The organism is uncultured Aquincola sp. (assembly GCF_964001545.1).
Classification (GTDB): domain Bacteria; phylum Pseudomonadota; class Gammaproteobacteria; order Burkholderiales; family Burkholderiaceae_C; genus Aquincola.
This window is the reverse complement of record NZ_CAXFDV010000718.1, coordinates 1-14,940: the sequence shown is the minus strand read 5'-3', so window position 1 is coordinate 14,940 and position 14,940 is coordinate 1. Positions and strand designations below refer to the sequence as shown.

The following is a 14,940-nucleotide window of genomic DNA, read 5'->3' as shown; positions in this document are numbered from 1 at the left end:
GTGCCGGTGCACGGTGGGGGTGGACGATGGTGACGATGAACACGTACAGCATGTACATGCCCACCAGCGTGAAGCCGGGGATGAACGCGCCCTTGTACAGGTCGCCCACGCTGCGGCCCAGCTGGTCGGCCAGGATGATCAGCACCAACGAAGGCGGGATGATCTGCGCCAGCGTGCCCGAGGCGGCAATGACGCCGGTGGCCAGCCGCCGGTCGTAGCCGTAGCGCAGCATGATCGGCAGCGAGATCAGGCCCATCGAGATGACCGAGGCGGCCACCACGCCGGTGGTGGCGGCCAGCATGGCGCCCACCAGGATGACTGCATAGGCCAGGCCGCCGCGGATGGTGCCGAACAGCTGGCCGATGGTGTCCAGCAGGTCCTCGGCCATGCCCGAGCGCTCGAGGATCAGCCCCATGAAGGTGAAGAACGGGATCGCCAGCAGCGTCTCGTTCTGCATGGTGCCGAAGATGCGCAGCGGCAGCGCCTGGATCAGCGCGGCGGGCAGCAGGCCCATCTCGATGCCGATGAAGGCGAAGGCCAGGCCGCAGGCGGCCAGCGAGAAGGCCACCGAGAAGCCCATCAGCAGGAAGCAGATGAGCCCGGCGAACATGATGGGCGCCATGTTGGCGCCGATGAACTCCATCATGCCTTGGCTCCTTCTTCACGCAGGCGGATGGCTTCGGCCAGCTCTTCTTCCGGCGTCTTGGCCACCACCTTGCGGGTCGGGTCGTCGATCAGGCCCATCAGGAAAGCGATGCGCTTGATCAGCTCGGAAATGCCCTGCAGCCCCAGCAGCGCAAAGCCCGCCGGCACCAGCGCGAACACCGGCCAGCGGATCAGGCCGCCGGCGTTGGACGACACCTCGCCCGAGGTGTAGGCGCGGATCACCAGCGGCATCACCAGCTCGATGACGACGACGACGAACGGGAACAGGAAGGCCACGATGCCGAAGATCTCGACCTTGATCTGGGTGCGCTTGCTGAAGCGGCCCAGGATGATGTCGATGCGCACATGCTCGCCGCGCAGCATGGTGTAGCCCGCGGCCAGCAGGAACACCGCGGCGAACAGGTACCACTGGATCTCGAGGAAGGCGTTGGAACTGGTGCCGAACGCCTTGCGCACCACGGCGTTGACGGCACTGATGACGACGGCCGCCAGCACCAGCCAGCTGACACATCGCCCCACGAATTCATTCAACCGGTCTATCCACCGGGACAAGCTGAGCAAAGCGGACACACCACCTCCGGGAAATAACTTGCCAACTGCGCGAGCAAAGCGCGGACTGTATCCACGCGCGACGCAAAAAAGCCCGCACGAGGCGGGCGCTTCAGGGAAAGCACGGATGCTGCGCCGCAATATCGCGTACGGCGCGTCAGCCCGCTGTCAGCTTGCTTGCAGGGCCTGCATGTACAGCCGGGTGGAACGGGCGCCGCTGCGGCAAAAGGCCAGCAGCGGGCGCGGCAGTTCTTCCAGCAACTGAGCGAACTGCGCGATCTCTTCCGGCGACTGGTAGCCGCCCTGCACCGGCAGGTAGCGGTACTCCAGCCCCGCGGCGCGGGCGGCGGCCTCGATCTGGGCACTGGTGGGCTGGTCGGGGCCGCCTTCATGGTCAGGGCGGTTGTTCACCACACTGCGAAAGCCCGCAGCCGCCGCGTCGGCCATGGCCTCGGGCGTGAGTTGCGGGGCGACGCAGACGTCGGCGGCGATCTGGTTCAAGGGCAGGCTCATGGCGCCGAGCTTACTGCGACAGCGCCTGCTTGACGGCGGCCGACACCGCCGCCATCTCGGCCTTGCCGGCCAGCTTGGCCTTGGCCGCGCCCATCACCTTGCCCATGTCGCCGGGGCCGCTGGCGCCCAGCTCGGCCACGATGGCGCGCACCTCGGCCGCCACCTCGTCGGCCGACAGTCGCGCCGGCAGGTAGGCCTGCAGCACCGCGATCTCGGCGCTTTCCTTGTCGGCCAGGTCGGCACGGCCGGCCTGCTGGTAGGCCGCCACCGAGTCCTTGCGCTGCTTGATCAGCTTGTCGACCAGGGCCACCGCCTGCGCGTCATCGACCGTGATGCGCTCATCCACTTCCTTTTGCTTGATGGCGGCCAGCAGCATGCGGATGGTGGACAGGCGCTCCGTTTCCTTGGCGCGCATGGCAGTCTTCATGTCGTCGGTGATGCGGTCTTTCAGGGTCATGGCGGATTCTCGGGGGCTGGTACAGCGGAGGTTGGTCACGCATTGTCCCGCGGATCTCGGTGCTTCCGGGGACAGGATGTTGGTTGCGTGGAAGCTGGGATGCTGATGGCCAGGGCGGGGCGCGTCAGTCGGAAAGGTCGGCGTCGGTCGGGTATCGAGACAGCGCAGGGCTTGTTTTGTCTGGGTGAGGTGCCGCGCGACGGCATCGGGCGTGGGCAACCCCGCTCGGCGCGTTCGCCGAAGCACTTGGCCGGCCTGCGCACGCGTCGGGTGTACGAAGCGTTGCCCGACACCGCTGCCAGCACGCTGAGGGCCTTCGCCGCCGACCGCAGGTGGCTGGGCGGCATTGGCAACGATGTGCACTTCAGGACCCGCATCAACCGCAAGCACGGGGGAGGTGGCGCTGATGAAGGTTGCGCGCGCAGTCGCGTCACCCAACTCGATGGGACGCAGTTCATCGAACGGCTGCTGCAGCACGTGGTGGCGCGTGGCGTCAAGCGCATCCGCCACTACGGGTTGCTGGCGCCGACGGCCAAGACCGCACGGCTGGACACTGCCCGGGTGGCACTGGGATGCCGCAGGGCAACCCGGCCGTGGCCGAGGACGTGGCGCAGTTCATGCGCCGCGTGGCGGCCACCGACATCTCCACCCTGCATGCGTTGCGGACGCGGGCGCTGGCAGGCAGCTGCCCGCGTGGCGCCGGTGGGTGTGACAGCCACCGAGCGATGCGGCTACGCCGCGCGGTGGCTGCCGTGAGCGTCTGCGCTCTGGCCATCGAGCAGGCCGGCGACGTCGTGCTGCGACGCTGCCAGGCGTGCTCGCGCATGCCACGCCGCACACCGGCTGAGCAGGTCTTCGACCATCGTCAACACCGCCCAGACAGCGGCCACACCCCGGCACCTTGCCCGCGCGCTGCGGCCCTGCCGCCTTGCGCACTCCCACGTTGCGCGCAACGACACCATTGCCCGCCCGCGGCGCTGAACTTGCATTCCCCGTCCACCGTCGGCGCGGCGGTCAAGTCCAACGAGGCTTATCTGCCGCGACCGGCACCGCGTCAATGGCCAGACTCGGCGGCGCGGCAGAAAAAAGCTTTTCGTTTTCGCAAAAGACACACACTATGTTGATGACGCTCTGCCGGACGTGCGGCGGTACCTTGTCGGTGTGGCTATCGGAGGCAGAAATGACCCTGGTGATCGTCCCGAAGGATCTGCGGCAGCTGACCTGGAAGCACTTTTCCAAGGTCAAACGTCCAAAGGAAAAGGGGTCCGATGCAAGCACAGGATTCGAGCTGAGCTACGTGCCGAAAGGCGGGAAGGCTTTGGTTACGCTGAAGCTGGATGCCTCAAACACTTGGGTCATCCAAGGGAAGATGACTGATGCGCTGCTCAAACATGAGCAAGGTCATTGGGACATTTACATCTTGCAAGCCGAGGCGGTTGATCGAAGACTACAAGGACTTGACAGCAAGGAGATGCGCGCGACGTATGTAGAGATCACGCAAGACTTTGGCAAGATCAACCAGCGCTATGACGATGAGACGGATCACAGTCGCATGATTGCGAAACAGGAAGAGTGGGATTGCAGGCTTGCATCGGCGAAGCGCGATCACACGCTCCTTCTAGCTGACATCTGCAGTCCGTAAAGCAATGCTGCGTAAGGTGCGCCGTTTCGGGGCGAAGCGTAACCCCTTACCCCTCGGTCAAGCGGAGCGCCATCGGCAGGCCACCAAGCCGCGCAGTGCTGTGGTTTATCCTGCACTGCGCGGGCTTGGCGTCCTGCCGTCGTCGCCCGCTTACCTCGTTAGGCCGCGCGAAAGCACTCCGCGGCGATCCGCGGGTTTCATGTCGAGAACTGGCTCGTTGAAGCGTCGTGCGTCGGGAGCGGCCACTTTCGTGCGCTGGCCGCTTCCACTCCACAGACGGTGTTCGTCTGGCCGGGAGGGCAGTTCAGGCGCAGCAGATTCAGGGTGAACGATGCCAAATACTGAGAAGGTCCAAGGACCAGCCTCCTACTTCCCTTCCATTGAGAAGAAGTATGGTCAGCCTTTGGAGCATTGGTTCCAAGTCCTCCGAGCAGCAGGTGAGCTCAAACACATGGAACTCGTCAGCGTGCTCAAGTCCAGTCACGGCCTCGGGCACGGTCATGCCAATGCACTCGTTGCGTATCACCTTGCCAAACGGTAGGCAAGTCAACGGGCCAGCCTTTGTGCTGTGCAGCGCGGCCTCGCAAGAAACTCCCCATAAGTGACTGACGCGCAAGGGATTATTCAACCCGCCTGCGCCGCAGGCGCGGCGGGCACCAGCGTCATGCCCAACTGCTGTGCGCGCTTGTTGAGCTTGTTCAGTACGCACTGCCGATAGCGTTCTTCGCAGCAGACCTGGCCTTGATCGGTGTATGCCTCGCCCTGGGTCAGCATGCTGCAGATCAGCCGCGCCAGCTTGTGCGCAGCCGCTGTCACCGCCTTGGGCTTGTCCATGCGGGCGCACGGGCGGCGGAAGTACGCACCCAGCGACGACTGGCTGGTGCGCAATGCTGCAGCGGCCGGCCAGCCGCAGCGTCTGCGCCGCCTGGTTCGCGCAGCGCTTGGTCTTGCCGCTCATGACCTTGCCGCCGGTGATCTTGCTGCCCGGGCGCAGCCTAGCCAGGAGGCCAAGTGCTTGTCGCTCGGAAAGCGGCACATGTCGGTGCCAATTTCGCTGACGACCACCAACGCCGTCTTCACATCGATGCCGTCGATGCGAGTGAGGTCCCCCCCGGTCCGAGACGTTCCTGGGCGAGCCGATCATCAAGCGTGTGATCGCCCGGTCGTTGCAAGCGGACGATCTGCACGTGCGGCCTCTGACGATGAGCATCCCTTTTCACTCGGCGGCTGCAGTGCCCAAACGGCGAAGCGCGCATTCCCTGCGCAAAACATTGCTCCCTGCCATGCGCGCCGCCTGTGCCAAACAACAGCCGTAAAAAAACCCGCAACGGCGTCCCGTGCGGGTTTTTCTGTTGGCTGCCTGGGCAGCCAGAAGCTCAGTGCTGAAAGATCAGTACAGCTTCTTCGGCAGCTGCATGCTGCGAACGCGCTTGAAGTGGCGCTTGACGGCGGCGGCCTTCTTGCGCTTGCGTTCTGCGGTGGGCTTTTCGTAGAACTCGCGGGCGCGCAGCTCCGTCAGCAGGCCGAGCTTCTCGATGGTGCGCTTGAAGCGGCGCAGGGCCACATCGAAAGGCTCGTTCTCTTTGACGCGAATCGTGGTCATGTAGCGGTAAATCCTGGGTTTGTGCGCTCGGTGCCCGAAAGCCGTTGGTCCGGAATCGTCGATCGGATCGAGACGCGGGTTTGCAGCAAAGACTGCGAGTATACCGTGTTTCGCAGCTTTGTCACGCTGCGTGTGCTGCCAGCGCGCTGGCGCATGCGGCCGCGCTGGCCCAGGCCCACTGGAAGTTGTAGCCGCCCAGCCAGCCGGTCACGTCCGTCACCTCGCCGATGAAGTGCAGCCCGGGCTGCAGCCGGCTCTCCATCGTCTGCTGGTTCAGCTCGCGGGTGTCCACGCCGCCGGCGGTCACTTCGGCCTTGCGCCAGCCTTCGCTGCCATCGGGCTGCAGCTGCCAGCCGCCCAGGCTGGCGCCCAGCGCTTCCAGGTCGCGGTCGCGGGCCTGCGGCATGGCCAGCGTGGCGTCCAGGCCCTGGCGCTGCACCCAGGTGTCGGCCAGGCGTTGCGGCAGCAGCGCCGCCAGCTCGTTGCCCAGCTGGCGCTTGGAGCGGGCCTTGGCCGCCTTCAGCTCGGCGGCCAGGTCGCGGCCCGGCGCCAGGTCGATGGTGATGGGCTCGCCCGGCCGCCAGTAGCTGGAGACCTGCAGCACCGCCGGGCCGCTGAGGCCGCGGTGTGTGAACAGCAGGTCTTCCAGGAAGCGCGTGCGCTTCTTGCCGGTGCCGGCGTCGATCAGCACTTCCAGCGACAGGCCGGCCAGCGCCGCAAAGGGCGCCCATTGCTGCGCGGGGAAGGTGAGGGGCACCAGCGCCGGCCGCGGCTCGACGATGCGGTGGCCGAACTGGCGCGCCAGCCGGTGGCCGAAGTCGGTGGCGCCGATCTTGGGAATCGACAGTCCGCCGGTGGCCACCACCAGGCGCGGCGCGCCGACGGTGCCGCGGTCGGTGTCCACCTCGTAGCCGGCGGCGCCATGGCGCACCGCCCGCACCACGCAGGGCTGCCAGCGCTCCACGCTGCCGGCTTCGCATTCGGCCAGCAGCATGTCGATGATGCGTTCCGAGCCTTCGTCGCAGAACAGCTGGCCGCGGTGCTTCTCATGAAAGCCGATGCCATGCCGCTGCAGCAGCGCGATGAAGTCCTGCGGCGTGTAGCGCGACAGCGCCGAGCGGCAGAAGTGCGGGTTGTCGGACAGGAACTGCGCCGGCGTGGTGTCGCGGTTGGTGAAGTTGCAGCGGCCGCCGCCCGAGATGCGGATCTTCTCGGCCACCTTGGCCGCATGGTCCAGCAGCAGCACGCGGGCGCCCATCTGGCCGGCCATGGCGGCGCAGTGCAGGCCGGCGGCGCCGGCGCCCAGGATGATCGCGTCGTAGGAATGCAGCATGGGCGCGGATCATAGGGGCCGGCCTGCAGGGCAAACCTACACTGCCGCGCCATGAACATCCTGATCATCGGGGCGGGCCGGGTCGGCGAGAGCGTGGCCGAGAGCCTGGTCTCCGAGCGCAACGACATCACCCTGGTGGACACCGACCCGCGGCGCCTGGCCGTGCTGCAGGACCGGCTGGACCTGCGCAGCGTGGTGGGCAACGGCATCCAGCCCTCGGTGCTGCGCGAAGCCGGCGCCGACGACTGCGACATGCTGATCGCCTGCGCCGCCGCCGACGAGACCAACCTGGTGGCCTGCAAGGTGGCGCGTGAGGTCTTCAACGTGCCGATGGCGGTGGCCCGGCTGCGATCGCCCGAATTCGAGGCCGGCTCGCCGCTGCTGGCCAAGGGCACCGGCTTCGGCGTGGACGAGGTCATCTGCCCCGAAGCCTCGGTCACCCGCTACATCCGCAAGCTGATCGACTACCCCGAGGCGCTGCAGGTGCTGGAATTCGTCGGTGGCCTGGTCAGCCTGATCACGGTGCGTGCGGTGCGTGGCGGCGGCATGGTGCAGCACAGCCTGGCCGAGCTGCCGCAGCTGGTGCCCGGCGCCGACATGCGCATCGTGGCCATCTACCGCAGCAATGGCTCGGTGCCGCTGGAAGGCAGCACGCGCATCGCGGCCGGCGACGAGGTGTTCGTGCTGGCCGCCACCTCGCACGTGCGGCAGGTGCTGGGCGCGCTGCGCCAGATGGACCGGCCCACCCGGCGGCTGATGATCGCCGGCGGCGGCCGGGTGGGCCTGCGCCTGGCGCGCGAGCTGGAAGGCAGCTGCGAGTTGAAGCTGATCGAGGTCAATGCCGAGCGCTGCCAGTACCTGGCCACCCAGCTGCAGGGCAGCACCCTGGTGCTGCACGGCGACTCCACCGACGAGGACCTGATGGAGGACGAGAACGTCCGCGACATGGACCTGTTCGCGGCGCTGACCAGCGACGACGAAGACAACATCATGGCCTGCCTGATGGCCAAGCGGCTGGGCGCGCGGCGGGTGCTGGCGCTGATCAACCGCCGGGCTTATGCCGACCTGGTGCAGGGCACGCAGATCGACATCGCCATTTCGCCTTCGCACACGGTGATCGGCGAATTGCTGGCCCACATCCGCCGCGGCGACGTGGAGGCGGTGCACAGCCTGCGCCGCGGCACCGCCGAGGCGCTGGAGATCGTGGCCCGTGGCAGCAGCCGGCAATCGAAGGTGGTGGGCCGGCGGGTGGAAGAGATCGCGCTGCCGCGCGGCGCCCAGATTGGCGCGCTGGTGCGCGGCCTGGGCGGGCAGGGCGGTCAGGCACCGCAGGTGATCATGGCCCACCACGACACGGTGATCGAGACCGACGACCACGTGATCGTGTTCCTGCCGCACAAGCGCATGGTGCGCGAGGTGGAGCGGCTGTTCCAGGTCGGCGCCACCTTCTTCTGACGATGCAGCTGCGCCACGACGAACGCCGCGCCCGGCGCGCCGCGCGCCACCGCCGCAGCCGCCTGCTGCGCACCGCCTGGGGCAACACGGTGTTGCCGCTGCTGCCCATCGTCGGCTTCATCGTGCTCGTGTTCGCGGCCAGCATGCTGGTGCCGCTGGCCTTTGCATGGGTGGGCGGCGATGCGGCGCTGCGCGATTTCGGGCTGTCGCTGGTGGTCACCGCCGCCAGCGGCAGCGCCATGTGGCTGCTGGGGCGGCGCTACCGGCGCGAGCTGCAGCCGCGCGACGGCTTCCTGCTCGTCACGCTGGTGTGGACGCTGCTGCCCGGCTTTGCCAGCCTGCCGTTGCTGCTGAACCTGCCGGGCATGCACTTCACCGATGCCTATTTCGAGGCGATGTCGGCCTTCACCGCCACCGGCGCCACCGTGCTCACCGGGCTGGACGCGCTGCCGCTGTCCATCAACGTGTGGCGCTGCTTCCTGCAGTTTCTGGGCGGGCTGGGCATCATCGTGCTGGTGGTGGCGGTGCTGCCGCTGCTGGGCGTGGGCGGCTCGCAGCTGTTCAAGGCCGAAACGCCCGGCCCGATGAAGGAAGCCAAGCTCACGCCGCGCATCGCCGAGACGGCGCGGGGCCTGTGGGGCGTGTACATGGTGCTCAGCGCCGCCTGCCTGCTGGCCTACCGCGCCGCCGGCATGAACTGGGCCGACGCCTTCATGCATGCCTGCAGCACGGTGGGCCTGGGCGGCTTCAGCAGCTACGACAACGGCTTCGGCCACTGGGATTCGCCGCTGCTCGATGCGGTGGCCATGGTGTTCATGCTGCTGGCCGGCATCAATTTCGCCCGCTATTTCGTGGTGTGGCGCACGCGCTCGCTGCGGCCGCTGCTGCGCTGCACCGAGGCGCGCTGGTTCCTGGGCTGGATCGCGGCCACCATCGTCGTCATCGCGCTGAACCTGGCGGTGGCGCGCACCTACGTCGACCCCTGGGAGATGCTGCGCCACGTGAGCTTTCACGTGGTGTCGCTGGCCACCACCACCGGTTTCGTGTCCACCGACTACGAGCAGTGGCCGGCGTTCGCGCCGGTGGTCATGGTGCTGCTGGGCTGCTTTGCCAGCTGCGCCGGCTCCACCGGCGGAGGCATCAAGATGGTGCGCATGATCCTGCTGCTCAAGCAGGCGCAACAGGAGCTGGTGCGCATCGTGCACCCGCGGGTGGTCAATCCGGTGTTGTTCAACGGCCAGGCGGTGGCGCCGGGGGTGCTGTCGGCGGTGCTGGCCTTCATGCTGATCTACGGCGGCTCGATGATCATGCTGACCCTGCTGCTGCTGCTCACCGGCCTGGACGTGGTGAGCGCTTTCGCCGCCGTGGTGGCCTGCGTCAACAACATCGGCCCCGGGCTGGGCGACGTGGGGCCGGCGGCCAACTTCCAGACGCTGACCGGCCCGCAGACCTGGGTGTGCACCTTCGGCATGTTGCTCGGCCGGCTGGAGTTGCTGACGGTGCTCGTGCTTTTCACACCGCAGTTCTGGCGCAAATAGGGGTCGGCGCCGAATATCCGTCAGTAGTGTCGTATATCGGACATTCAAGTTAGTTCTCACTCGACCGATACACCTCGCACAGACCGTGGCGCCCCGTTCCCAGCGGGCCCCCGGTTCTCACAAGGTGGGTCGATGGAAGTTGCAAACAAAGCAGGCAGCCCCGCAGCTGCCAGTCGTGCCGGCCGGCGCTGGCCCCAGGTGGCGGCAGCGCTGCCCGGCGTGGCCGGCGCGCTGGCGCTGGTGGGCATGGGGCCCGGCGGATGGGTGGCCGGCGGCGTGGCCGCGGTGCTGGTGGCCGCCGGTGGCGTCGGCGCCTGGCTGGTGGGCCGCGCCCTGACGCAGGACGCGCAGGCGCTGCAGGCCTATGTCAACAGCCACCAGCAGCTGGGCGAGGCGCTGGCGCCGGTGTGGAGCGGCCACATCGAGAACTCCCGCTACCAGATGGAAAGCGCGATCGCCGCGCTCACCGGGCAGTTCGCCGGCATCGTCGACAAGCTCGACCGTGCGGTGAAGGTGTCCGACGGCTCGGGCCGCAACGGCGAAGCCTGCCTGCTGTCGGTGTTCAACCGCAGCGAAGAGCAGCTGTCGTCGGTCGTCAGCTCGCTGGAAGCGGCCAACCAGGGCAAGGCCCGGCTGGTGGCCCAGGTGCAGCAGCTCAGCCACTTCATCCAGGAGCTGCAGCAGATGGCCACCGACGTGGCCGCCATCGCGGCGCAGACCAACCTGCTGGCCGTCAATGCGGCCATCGAGGCCGCCCGTGCGGGCGACGCCGGCCGCGGCTTCGGCGTGCTGGCGCAGGAAGTGCGCAAGCTCTCGTCGATGTCGGGCGACACCGGCAAGCGCATCGCCGACAAGGTGCGGCTGGTCAGCGAGGCCATCGTGGCCGCCAGCGAAGCCTCGGCCGCCACCAGCAGCGCCGACGAAGCCTCGATGCAGGGCGCGCGCGACGTGATCGCCGCCGTGCTGCACGACCTGCGCGAGGTGACCGACGGCCTGGCCCATTCCACCGAGGTGCTGAAGAACGAAAGCATCGGCATCCAAGGCGAGATTTCCGGCGCGCTGGTGGCCCTGCAGTTCCAGGACCGCGTGAGCCAGATGCTCACCCACGTCAAGCAGAACATCGCGCGGCTGCCCGACACGCTGGCCGACAACCAGCGCCAGTTCAACCAGACCCACGTGTTGACGCCGGTGTCCGCCGACGGCCTGCTGGCCGAACTGCAGAGCACCTACGCAATGGCCGATGAGCACCAGGTGCACCAGGTGCAGCAAGGCAGCAGCAGCCCCAGCAGCCGCGCCAAGGCCCCCGTGGCCGTGGCCGCGACCGAATCCGAGATCACCTTCTTCTGACGCAGTAAAACGCCATGGCCAAAACCATCATGATCATCGACGACTCTGCCTCGCTCCGGCAGGTGGTGGGCATCTCGCTGCGCAATGCAGGTTATGACGTGCTGGAGGGCTGCGACGGCAAGGACGCGCTGTCCAAGCTCAAGGGCCAGAAGGTCCACCTGATGATCAGCGACGTCAACATGCCCAACATGGACGGCATCAGCTTCGTCAAGGCGGTCAAGCAGAACCCGGCCTACAAGTTCACGCCCATCGTGATGCTGACCACCGAGACGGCGGACAGCAAGAAGGCCGAAGGCCAGGCCGCAGGTGCCAAGGCCTGGGTGACCAAGCCCTTCAAGCCCGAGCAGCTGCTGGGCGTGGTGCAAAAGCTGGTGCTGCCGTGAGCGCCGCCGCCATGAGCCCCGAGGCGCTGGCGCTGGACGGCGAGCTCACCATCTACCGCGCCAGCGAACTCAAGCCGGTGATGCTGGATGCGGTGCGCCGCGCCGCCGAGCCGGCCTTCGACCTGTCGGACGTCAGCGAGATCGACACCGCCGGCGTGCAGCTGCTGCTGCTGGCCCGCCGTGAAGCCGCCTCGCTGGACCGGCGCCTGCAGCTGCGCGCCCCCAGCGCCGCGGTGCGCGACGCCTTCGAGCTGCTGGCCCTGCCGCTCGACGCGGCCTGAAACCAACGAGACCCCCATGAACCTCGACCAGGCTCTGCAGACCTTCATCGTCGAAAGCCGCGAACTCCTCGAACAGATGGAAGACGCGCTGCTCTCGCTCGGCCAGCTCGACGAGGCCGGCACCTCGGAGGCGGTCAACGCCATCTTCCGCGCCGCGCACACCATCAAGGGTTCTTCGGGCCTGTTCGGGCTCGACGACATCGTGGCCTTCACCCACGTGGTGGAAAGCGTGCTGGACGACGTGCGCGCCGGCCATCTGCGCACGGACGACGCGCTGATCGCGCTGCTGCTGGCCTGCGGCGACCATATCGGCGCCCTGGTGGCCGCGGTGGCCGACGGCGGCACGCCCGGCGCGGCGCTGCTGGCCGAAGGCGCGCCGCTGGTGGCCCGGCTGCAGGTGTACCTGGGCGGCGAGGCGGCGGCAACGCCGGCCGCCGAAGAGGACGCTGCGGCGCCCGCCGGCGATGCCGGCCAGTGGCGCATCCAGGTGCAGTTCGGCCAGGGCGTGCTGCGCAACGGCATGGACCCGATGGCCTTCATCCGCTACCTGGGCACGCTGGGCCGCATCGAGCGCATCGCCACCGACGCCGCCGGCCTGCCCGAGGCCGACGAGATGGACCCCGAGTGCTGCTACCTGGGCTTCGACATCCTGCTGTGCAGCCAGGCCGACCAGGCCGCCATCGAATCGGTGTTCGAGTTCGTGCGCGACGATTGCACGCTGCAGATCGAGCGCGTGGCGCCGCAGGCCGCGCAGCCCGTGGCCGCCGCTGTGACCGCCACTGTGGCAGCCCCGGTGGCCGCGGCCCCGGCCGCTGCGCCGGTGGCCGACACGCCGGCCGGCGAGCGCCAGCCCAAGGCCCGCGAGAACCGCAGCAGCGAAAGCCAGTCCATCCGCGTCGATGCCGCCAAGCTCGACCAGCTGATCGACCAGGTGGGTGAACTCATCATCGCCGCCGCCGGTGCCAACCTGGCCGCCCGCAAGCGCCGCGACCCCGACCTGGCCGAACTCAACGACGCCGTTAGCCAGCTCGTGGAGCAGGTGCGCGACAGCGCGCTGCAGCTGCGCATGGTCAAGATCGGCGCCACCTTCAACCGTTTCCAGCGCGTGGTGCACGACGTGGCCCGCGAGCTGGGCAAGGACATCGCGCTGGAAGTCAGCGGCGAGGACACCGAGCTGGACAAGACGGTGGTCGAGCGCATCGGCGACCCGCTGACCCACCTGGTGCGCAACTCGATGGACCACGGCATCGAGCCGGCCGACGTGCGCGCCCAGCGCGGCAAGCCGGCGCGTGGCACGGTGCGGCTCAATGCCTTCCACGACTCGGGCAGCATCGTCATCGAGGTCAGTGATGACGGCGGTGGCCTCAACCGCGAGCGCATCCTGGCCAAGGCGGTGGAGCGTGGCCTGGTGGAAGCCGGCCGCCAGCTGACCGACAGCGAGACCTACAACCTGATCTTCGAGCCCGGCTTTTCCACGGCCGAACAGATCACCAACCTGTCCGGCCGCGGCGTGGGCATGGACGTGGTCAAGCGCAACATCACCGCGCTGCGCGGCAGCGTCGACATCAGCAGCCGGCCCGGCGAAGGCACCACCGTGACGGTGCGCCTGCCGCTGACGCTGGCCATCATCGAAGGCTTTCAGCTGGCCGTGGGCAAGTCGGTCTTCGTGGTGCCGCTGGACGTGGTGGAAGAGTGCATCGAGTACAGCCCCGAGCCGGTGGCCGAGGGCGAGCAGCCCAACGACTACACCGACCTGCGTGGCGAGGTGCTGCCGCTGATCCGCCTGCGCGAGACCTTCGAGCTGGACGGCGAGCCCGGCCGGCGCCAGAACATCTGCGTGGTGCGCCACGGCGCCCAGAAGGTGGGCCTGGTGGTGGACACGCTGCTGGGCGAATTCCAGACGGTCATCAAGCCGCTGTCCAAGATGTTCGCGCAGGTCAAGGGCATCAGCGGCTCGAGCATTCGTGGCAGCGGCGACGTGGCGCTGATCCTGGACGTGCCGTCCCTCATCGGCCAGGCGCTCAACGTCAGCCACAAGCCGGTGGAGCGGGGCGCTGGCCCGGCTGCCGCCCATTCCCCTGTCACCGGCTCTCCGACGGCGCGTTGAGCGCATCCGCAGTAACCGTCCAGCAGTTTCAAGGACTACCGATGTTTTCCAACTTCAAGATCGGCACCCGGTTGATCACCGGCTTCCTGGTGGTCGCGGGCCTCAGCGGCGTGGTGGGCGGCGTGGCGCTGCACAACGCTTCGCAGATGAACGACCTGGCCGAAGGCATGTACAGCCGTGAGCTGATGGGCCTGTCGCACATCAAGGAAGCGAACATCCAGATCATCGCGATCGGCCGTGCCCGCTCCAACTTCCTGCTGGCCACCAGCCAGGAAGAGCGTGACAAGCACCTGGCCGCGATCGGCAAGTACAGCGCTGCGGCCAAAGCCAGCCTGGACCAGGCCCGGCCGCTGTTCGTCAGCGAGCGGGCCAAGGAGCTGTTCGCCAGTGCCAACAAGACCTGGGACGACTACCAGTCCGACATGAAGCATGCGCTGGACCTGGCTGCGCGCACCAAGCTGGCCGAGCGCAGCGACGAACTCATCGCCTCGCTGGCCAAGGTGCGCGAGCGCGCCGATGCGCTGGACGGCATGCTGGGCGAGCTGACCGACCAGAAGGAAAAGCGCGCCGAAGCCGCCAACGATGAGGTGGAGGCGCTGTACAACACCAGCCGCAACGCGATGGTGGCGCTGGTCTCGGGCGGCCTGCTGCTGGGCGTGCTGCTGGGCGTTTTCATCAGCCGCAGCGTCACCCGGCCCCTGACCCGCGCCGTCAAGGCCGCCGATGCGCTGTCGGAAGGCGACCTGACCGTGACGCTGGAGCCGCAGGGCAAGGACGAAACCGCGATGCTGCTGCGCGCCATGCAGAACATGGTGGACAAGCTCTCGCGTGTGGTCAGCGAAGTCAACAACAGTGCGCAGGGCCTGGCCAGCGCGTCTGAAGAGGTGAGCGCCACCGCCCAGGCCCTGAGCCAGGCGGCCAGCGAGCAGGCGGCGGGCGTGGAAGAAACCAGCGCGTCGATCGAGCAGATGACCTCGTCGATCGCGCAGAACACCGACAACGCCAAGGTGACCGACGGCATGGCCAGCAAGGCGGCCACCGAGGCCACCGAAGGCGGGGAGGCGGT

At 67.9% G+C, this 14,940-nt stretch carries 15 protein-coding genes and 2 pseudogenes; 10 read left to right on the top strand and 7 right to left on the bottom strand.

What is annotated here, in order from left to right:
* From ABNT58_RS25330 to ABNT58_RS25315, 4 genes are all read right to left on the bottom strand, one after another.
* On the bottom strand, positions 1-646 hold a 646-nt coding region (locus tag ABNT58_RS25330; protein ID WP_348756150.1), incomplete at its 3' end, for a TRAP transporter large permease subunit.
* Positions 643-1,236 carry a TRAP transporter small permease subunit gene (locus tag ABNT58_RS25325; RefSeq protein WP_348756149.1) on the bottom strand — a complete coding sequence of 198 codons (594 nt, stop codon included), beginning with the start codon at positions 1,234-1,236 and terminating at the stop codon, positions 643-645. The genes ABNT58_RS25325 and ABNT58_RS25330, both read right to left, overlap by 4 nt.
* Before the next feature lie 147 nt (positions 1,237-1,383).
* The gene (locus ABNT58_RS25320; RefSeq protein ID WP_348756148.1) at positions 1,384-1,728 is read right to left on the bottom strand and encodes a TIGR01244 family sulfur transferase; all 345 of its coding nucleotides are present in this window, start codon (positions 1,726-1,728) and stop codon (positions 1,384-1,386) included.
* A gap of 10 nt (positions 1,729-1,738) precedes the next feature.
* Positions 1,739-2,185 (bottom strand): GatB/YqeY domain-containing protein, encoded by a 447-nt coding sequence (locus tag ABNT58_RS25315; RefSeq protein WP_348756147.1) that lies wholly within the window; start codon positions 2,183-2,185, stop codon positions 1,739-1,741.
* A gap of 99 nt (positions 2,186-2,284) precedes the next feature.
* Here ABNT58_RS25315 and ABNT58_RS25310 point away from each other — a divergent pair.
* The 3 genes and pseudogenes from ABNT58_RS25310 to ABNT58_RS25300 form a co-directional block, all read left to right on the top strand.
* Positions 2,285-2,755, top strand: a pseudogene (locus ABNT58_RS25310) (transposase); the annotation flags it as partial.
* A gap of 610 nt (positions 2,756-3,365) precedes the next feature.
* Positions 3,366-3,827, top strand: a complete 462-nt coding sequence (locus ABNT58_RS25305) for a hypothetical protein (protein ID WP_348756146.1) — start codon at positions 3,366-3,368, stop codon at positions 3,825-3,827.
* Positions 3,828-4,158: 331 nt separating this feature from the next.
* On the top strand, positions 4,159-4,368 hold the full coding sequence (locus ABNT58_RS25300; protein WP_348756145.1) for a DUF4287 domain-containing protein: 210 nt from the start codon (positions 4,159-4,161) through the stop codon (positions 4,366-4,368).
* Positions 4,369-4,451: 83 nt separating this feature from the next.
* On the opposite strand, the gene ABNT58_RS25295 is transcribed toward ABNT58_RS25300, so the two are convergent.
* The 3 genes from ABNT58_RS25295 to ABNT58_RS25285 all read right to left on the bottom strand — a co-directional run bounded on the left by ABNT58_RS25295 (position 4,452) and on the right by ABNT58_RS25285 (position 6,763).
* Entirely contained in the window at positions 4,452-4,661 is a 210-nt protein-coding gene (locus ABNT58_RS25295; RefSeq protein WP_348756144.1) for a hypothetical protein, read from the bottom strand.
* A 556-nt stretch (positions 4,662-5,217) separates the two neighbouring features.
* The gene (gene rpsU, locus ABNT58_RS25290; protein ID WP_104301834.1) at positions 5,218-5,430 is read right to left on the bottom strand and encodes a 30S ribosomal protein S21; all 213 of its coding nucleotides are present in this window, start codon (positions 5,428-5,430) and stop codon (positions 5,218-5,220) included.
* 121 nt (positions 5,431-5,551) lie between these two features.
* The gene (locus tag ABNT58_RS25285) at positions 5,552-6,763 is read right to left on the bottom strand and encodes an NAD(P)/FAD-dependent oxidoreductase (protein ID WP_348756143.1); all 1,212 of its coding nucleotides are present in this window, start codon (positions 6,761-6,763) and stop codon (positions 5,552-5,554) included.
* Positions 6,764-6,811: 48 nt separating this feature from the next.
* On the opposite strand from ABNT58_RS25285, the pseudogene trkA reads away from it, so the two are divergent.
* The 7 genes and pseudogenes from trkA to ABNT58_RS25250 form a co-directional block, all read left to right on the top strand.
* Positions 6,812-8,218 (top strand): annotated as a pseudogene (trkA, locus tag ABNT58_RS25280) (Trk system potassium transporter TrkA); the annotation flags it as partial.
* A gap of 143 nt (positions 8,219-8,361) precedes the next feature.
* Complete coding sequence (locus tag ABNT58_RS25275) at positions 8,362-9,756, top strand: potassium transporter TrkG (RefSeq protein ID WP_348756151.1); 1,395 nt, start codon at positions 8,362-8,364, stop codon at positions 9,754-9,756.
* A 132-nt stretch (positions 9,757-9,888) separates the two neighbouring features.
* Positions 9,889-11,103, top strand: coding sequence for a methyl-accepting chemotaxis protein (locus ABNT58_RS25270; protein WP_348756142.1), 1,215 nt, complete (start codon positions 9,889-9,891; stop codon positions 11,101-11,103).
* A 14-nt stretch (positions 11,104-11,117) separates the two neighbouring features.
* Entirely contained in the window at positions 11,118-11,486 is a 369-nt protein-coding gene (locus tag ABNT58_RS25265; RefSeq protein WP_250199899.1) for a response regulator, read from the top strand.
* On the top strand, positions 11,483-11,767 hold the full coding sequence (locus tag ABNT58_RS25260) for an STAS domain-containing protein (protein ID WP_348756141.1): 285 nt from the start codon (positions 11,483-11,485) through the stop codon (positions 11,765-11,767). Before ABNT58_RS25265 ends, ABNT58_RS25260 begins: the two co-directional genes overlap by 4 nt.
* 16 nt (positions 11,768-11,783) lie before the next feature.
* The gene (locus ABNT58_RS25255; protein WP_348756140.1) at positions 11,784-13,874 is read left to right on the top strand and encodes a chemotaxis protein CheA; all 2,091 of its coding nucleotides are present in this window, start codon (positions 11,784-11,786) and stop codon (positions 13,872-13,874) included.
* A 41-nt stretch (positions 13,875-13,915) separates the two neighbouring features.
* Positions 13,916-14,940, top strand: a 1,025-nt coding sequence (locus ABNT58_RS25250; protein WP_348756139.1) for an MCP four helix bundle domain-containing protein, incomplete at its 3' end; no start/stop codon positions are given.

Coding starts and splice junctions, on each gene's coding strand:
- ABNT58_RS25315 (WP_348756147.1), bottom strand. CDS start 2,185: ATGACCCTGAAAGACCGCATCACCGACGACATGAAGACTGCCATGCGC.
- ABNT58_RS25270 (WP_348756142.1), top strand. CDS start 9,889: ATGGAAGTTGCAAACAAAGCAGGCAGCCCCGCAGCTGCCAGTCGTGCC.
- ABNT58_RS25300 (WP_348756145.1), top strand. CDS start 4,159: ATGCCAAATACTGAGAAGGTCCAAGGACCAGCCTCCTACTTCCCTTCC.
- ABNT58_RS25320 (WP_348756148.1), bottom strand. CDS start 1,728: ATGAGCCTGCCCTTGAACCAGATCGCCGCCGACGTCTGCGTCGCCCCG.
- ABNT58_RS25305 (WP_348756146.1), top strand. CDS start 3,366: ATGACCCTGGTGATCGTCCCGAAGGATCTGCGGCAGCTGACCTGGAAG.
- ABNT58_RS25255 (WP_348756140.1), top strand. CDS start 11,784: ATGAACCTCGACCAGGCTCTGCAGACCTTCATCGTCGAAAGCCGCGAA.
- ABNT58_RS25295 (WP_348756144.1), bottom strand. CDS start 4,661: ATGGACAAGCCCAAGGCGGTGACAGCGGCTGCGCACAAGCTGGCGCGG.
- ABNT58_RS25285 (WP_348756143.1), bottom strand. CDS start 6,763: ATGCTGCATTCCTACGACGCGATCATCCTGGGCGCCGGCGCCGCCGGC.
- rpsU (WP_104301834.1), bottom strand. CDS start 5,430: ATGACCACGATTCGCGTCAAAGAGAACGAGCCTTTCGATGTGGCCCTG.
- ABNT58_RS25275 (WP_348756151.1), top strand. CDS start 8,362: ATGCTGGTGCCGCTGGCCTTTGCATGGGTGGGCGGCGATGCGGCGCTG.
- ABNT58_RS25265 (WP_250199899.1), top strand. CDS start 11,118: ATGGCCAAAACCATCATGATCATCGACGACTCTGCCTCGCTCCGGCAG.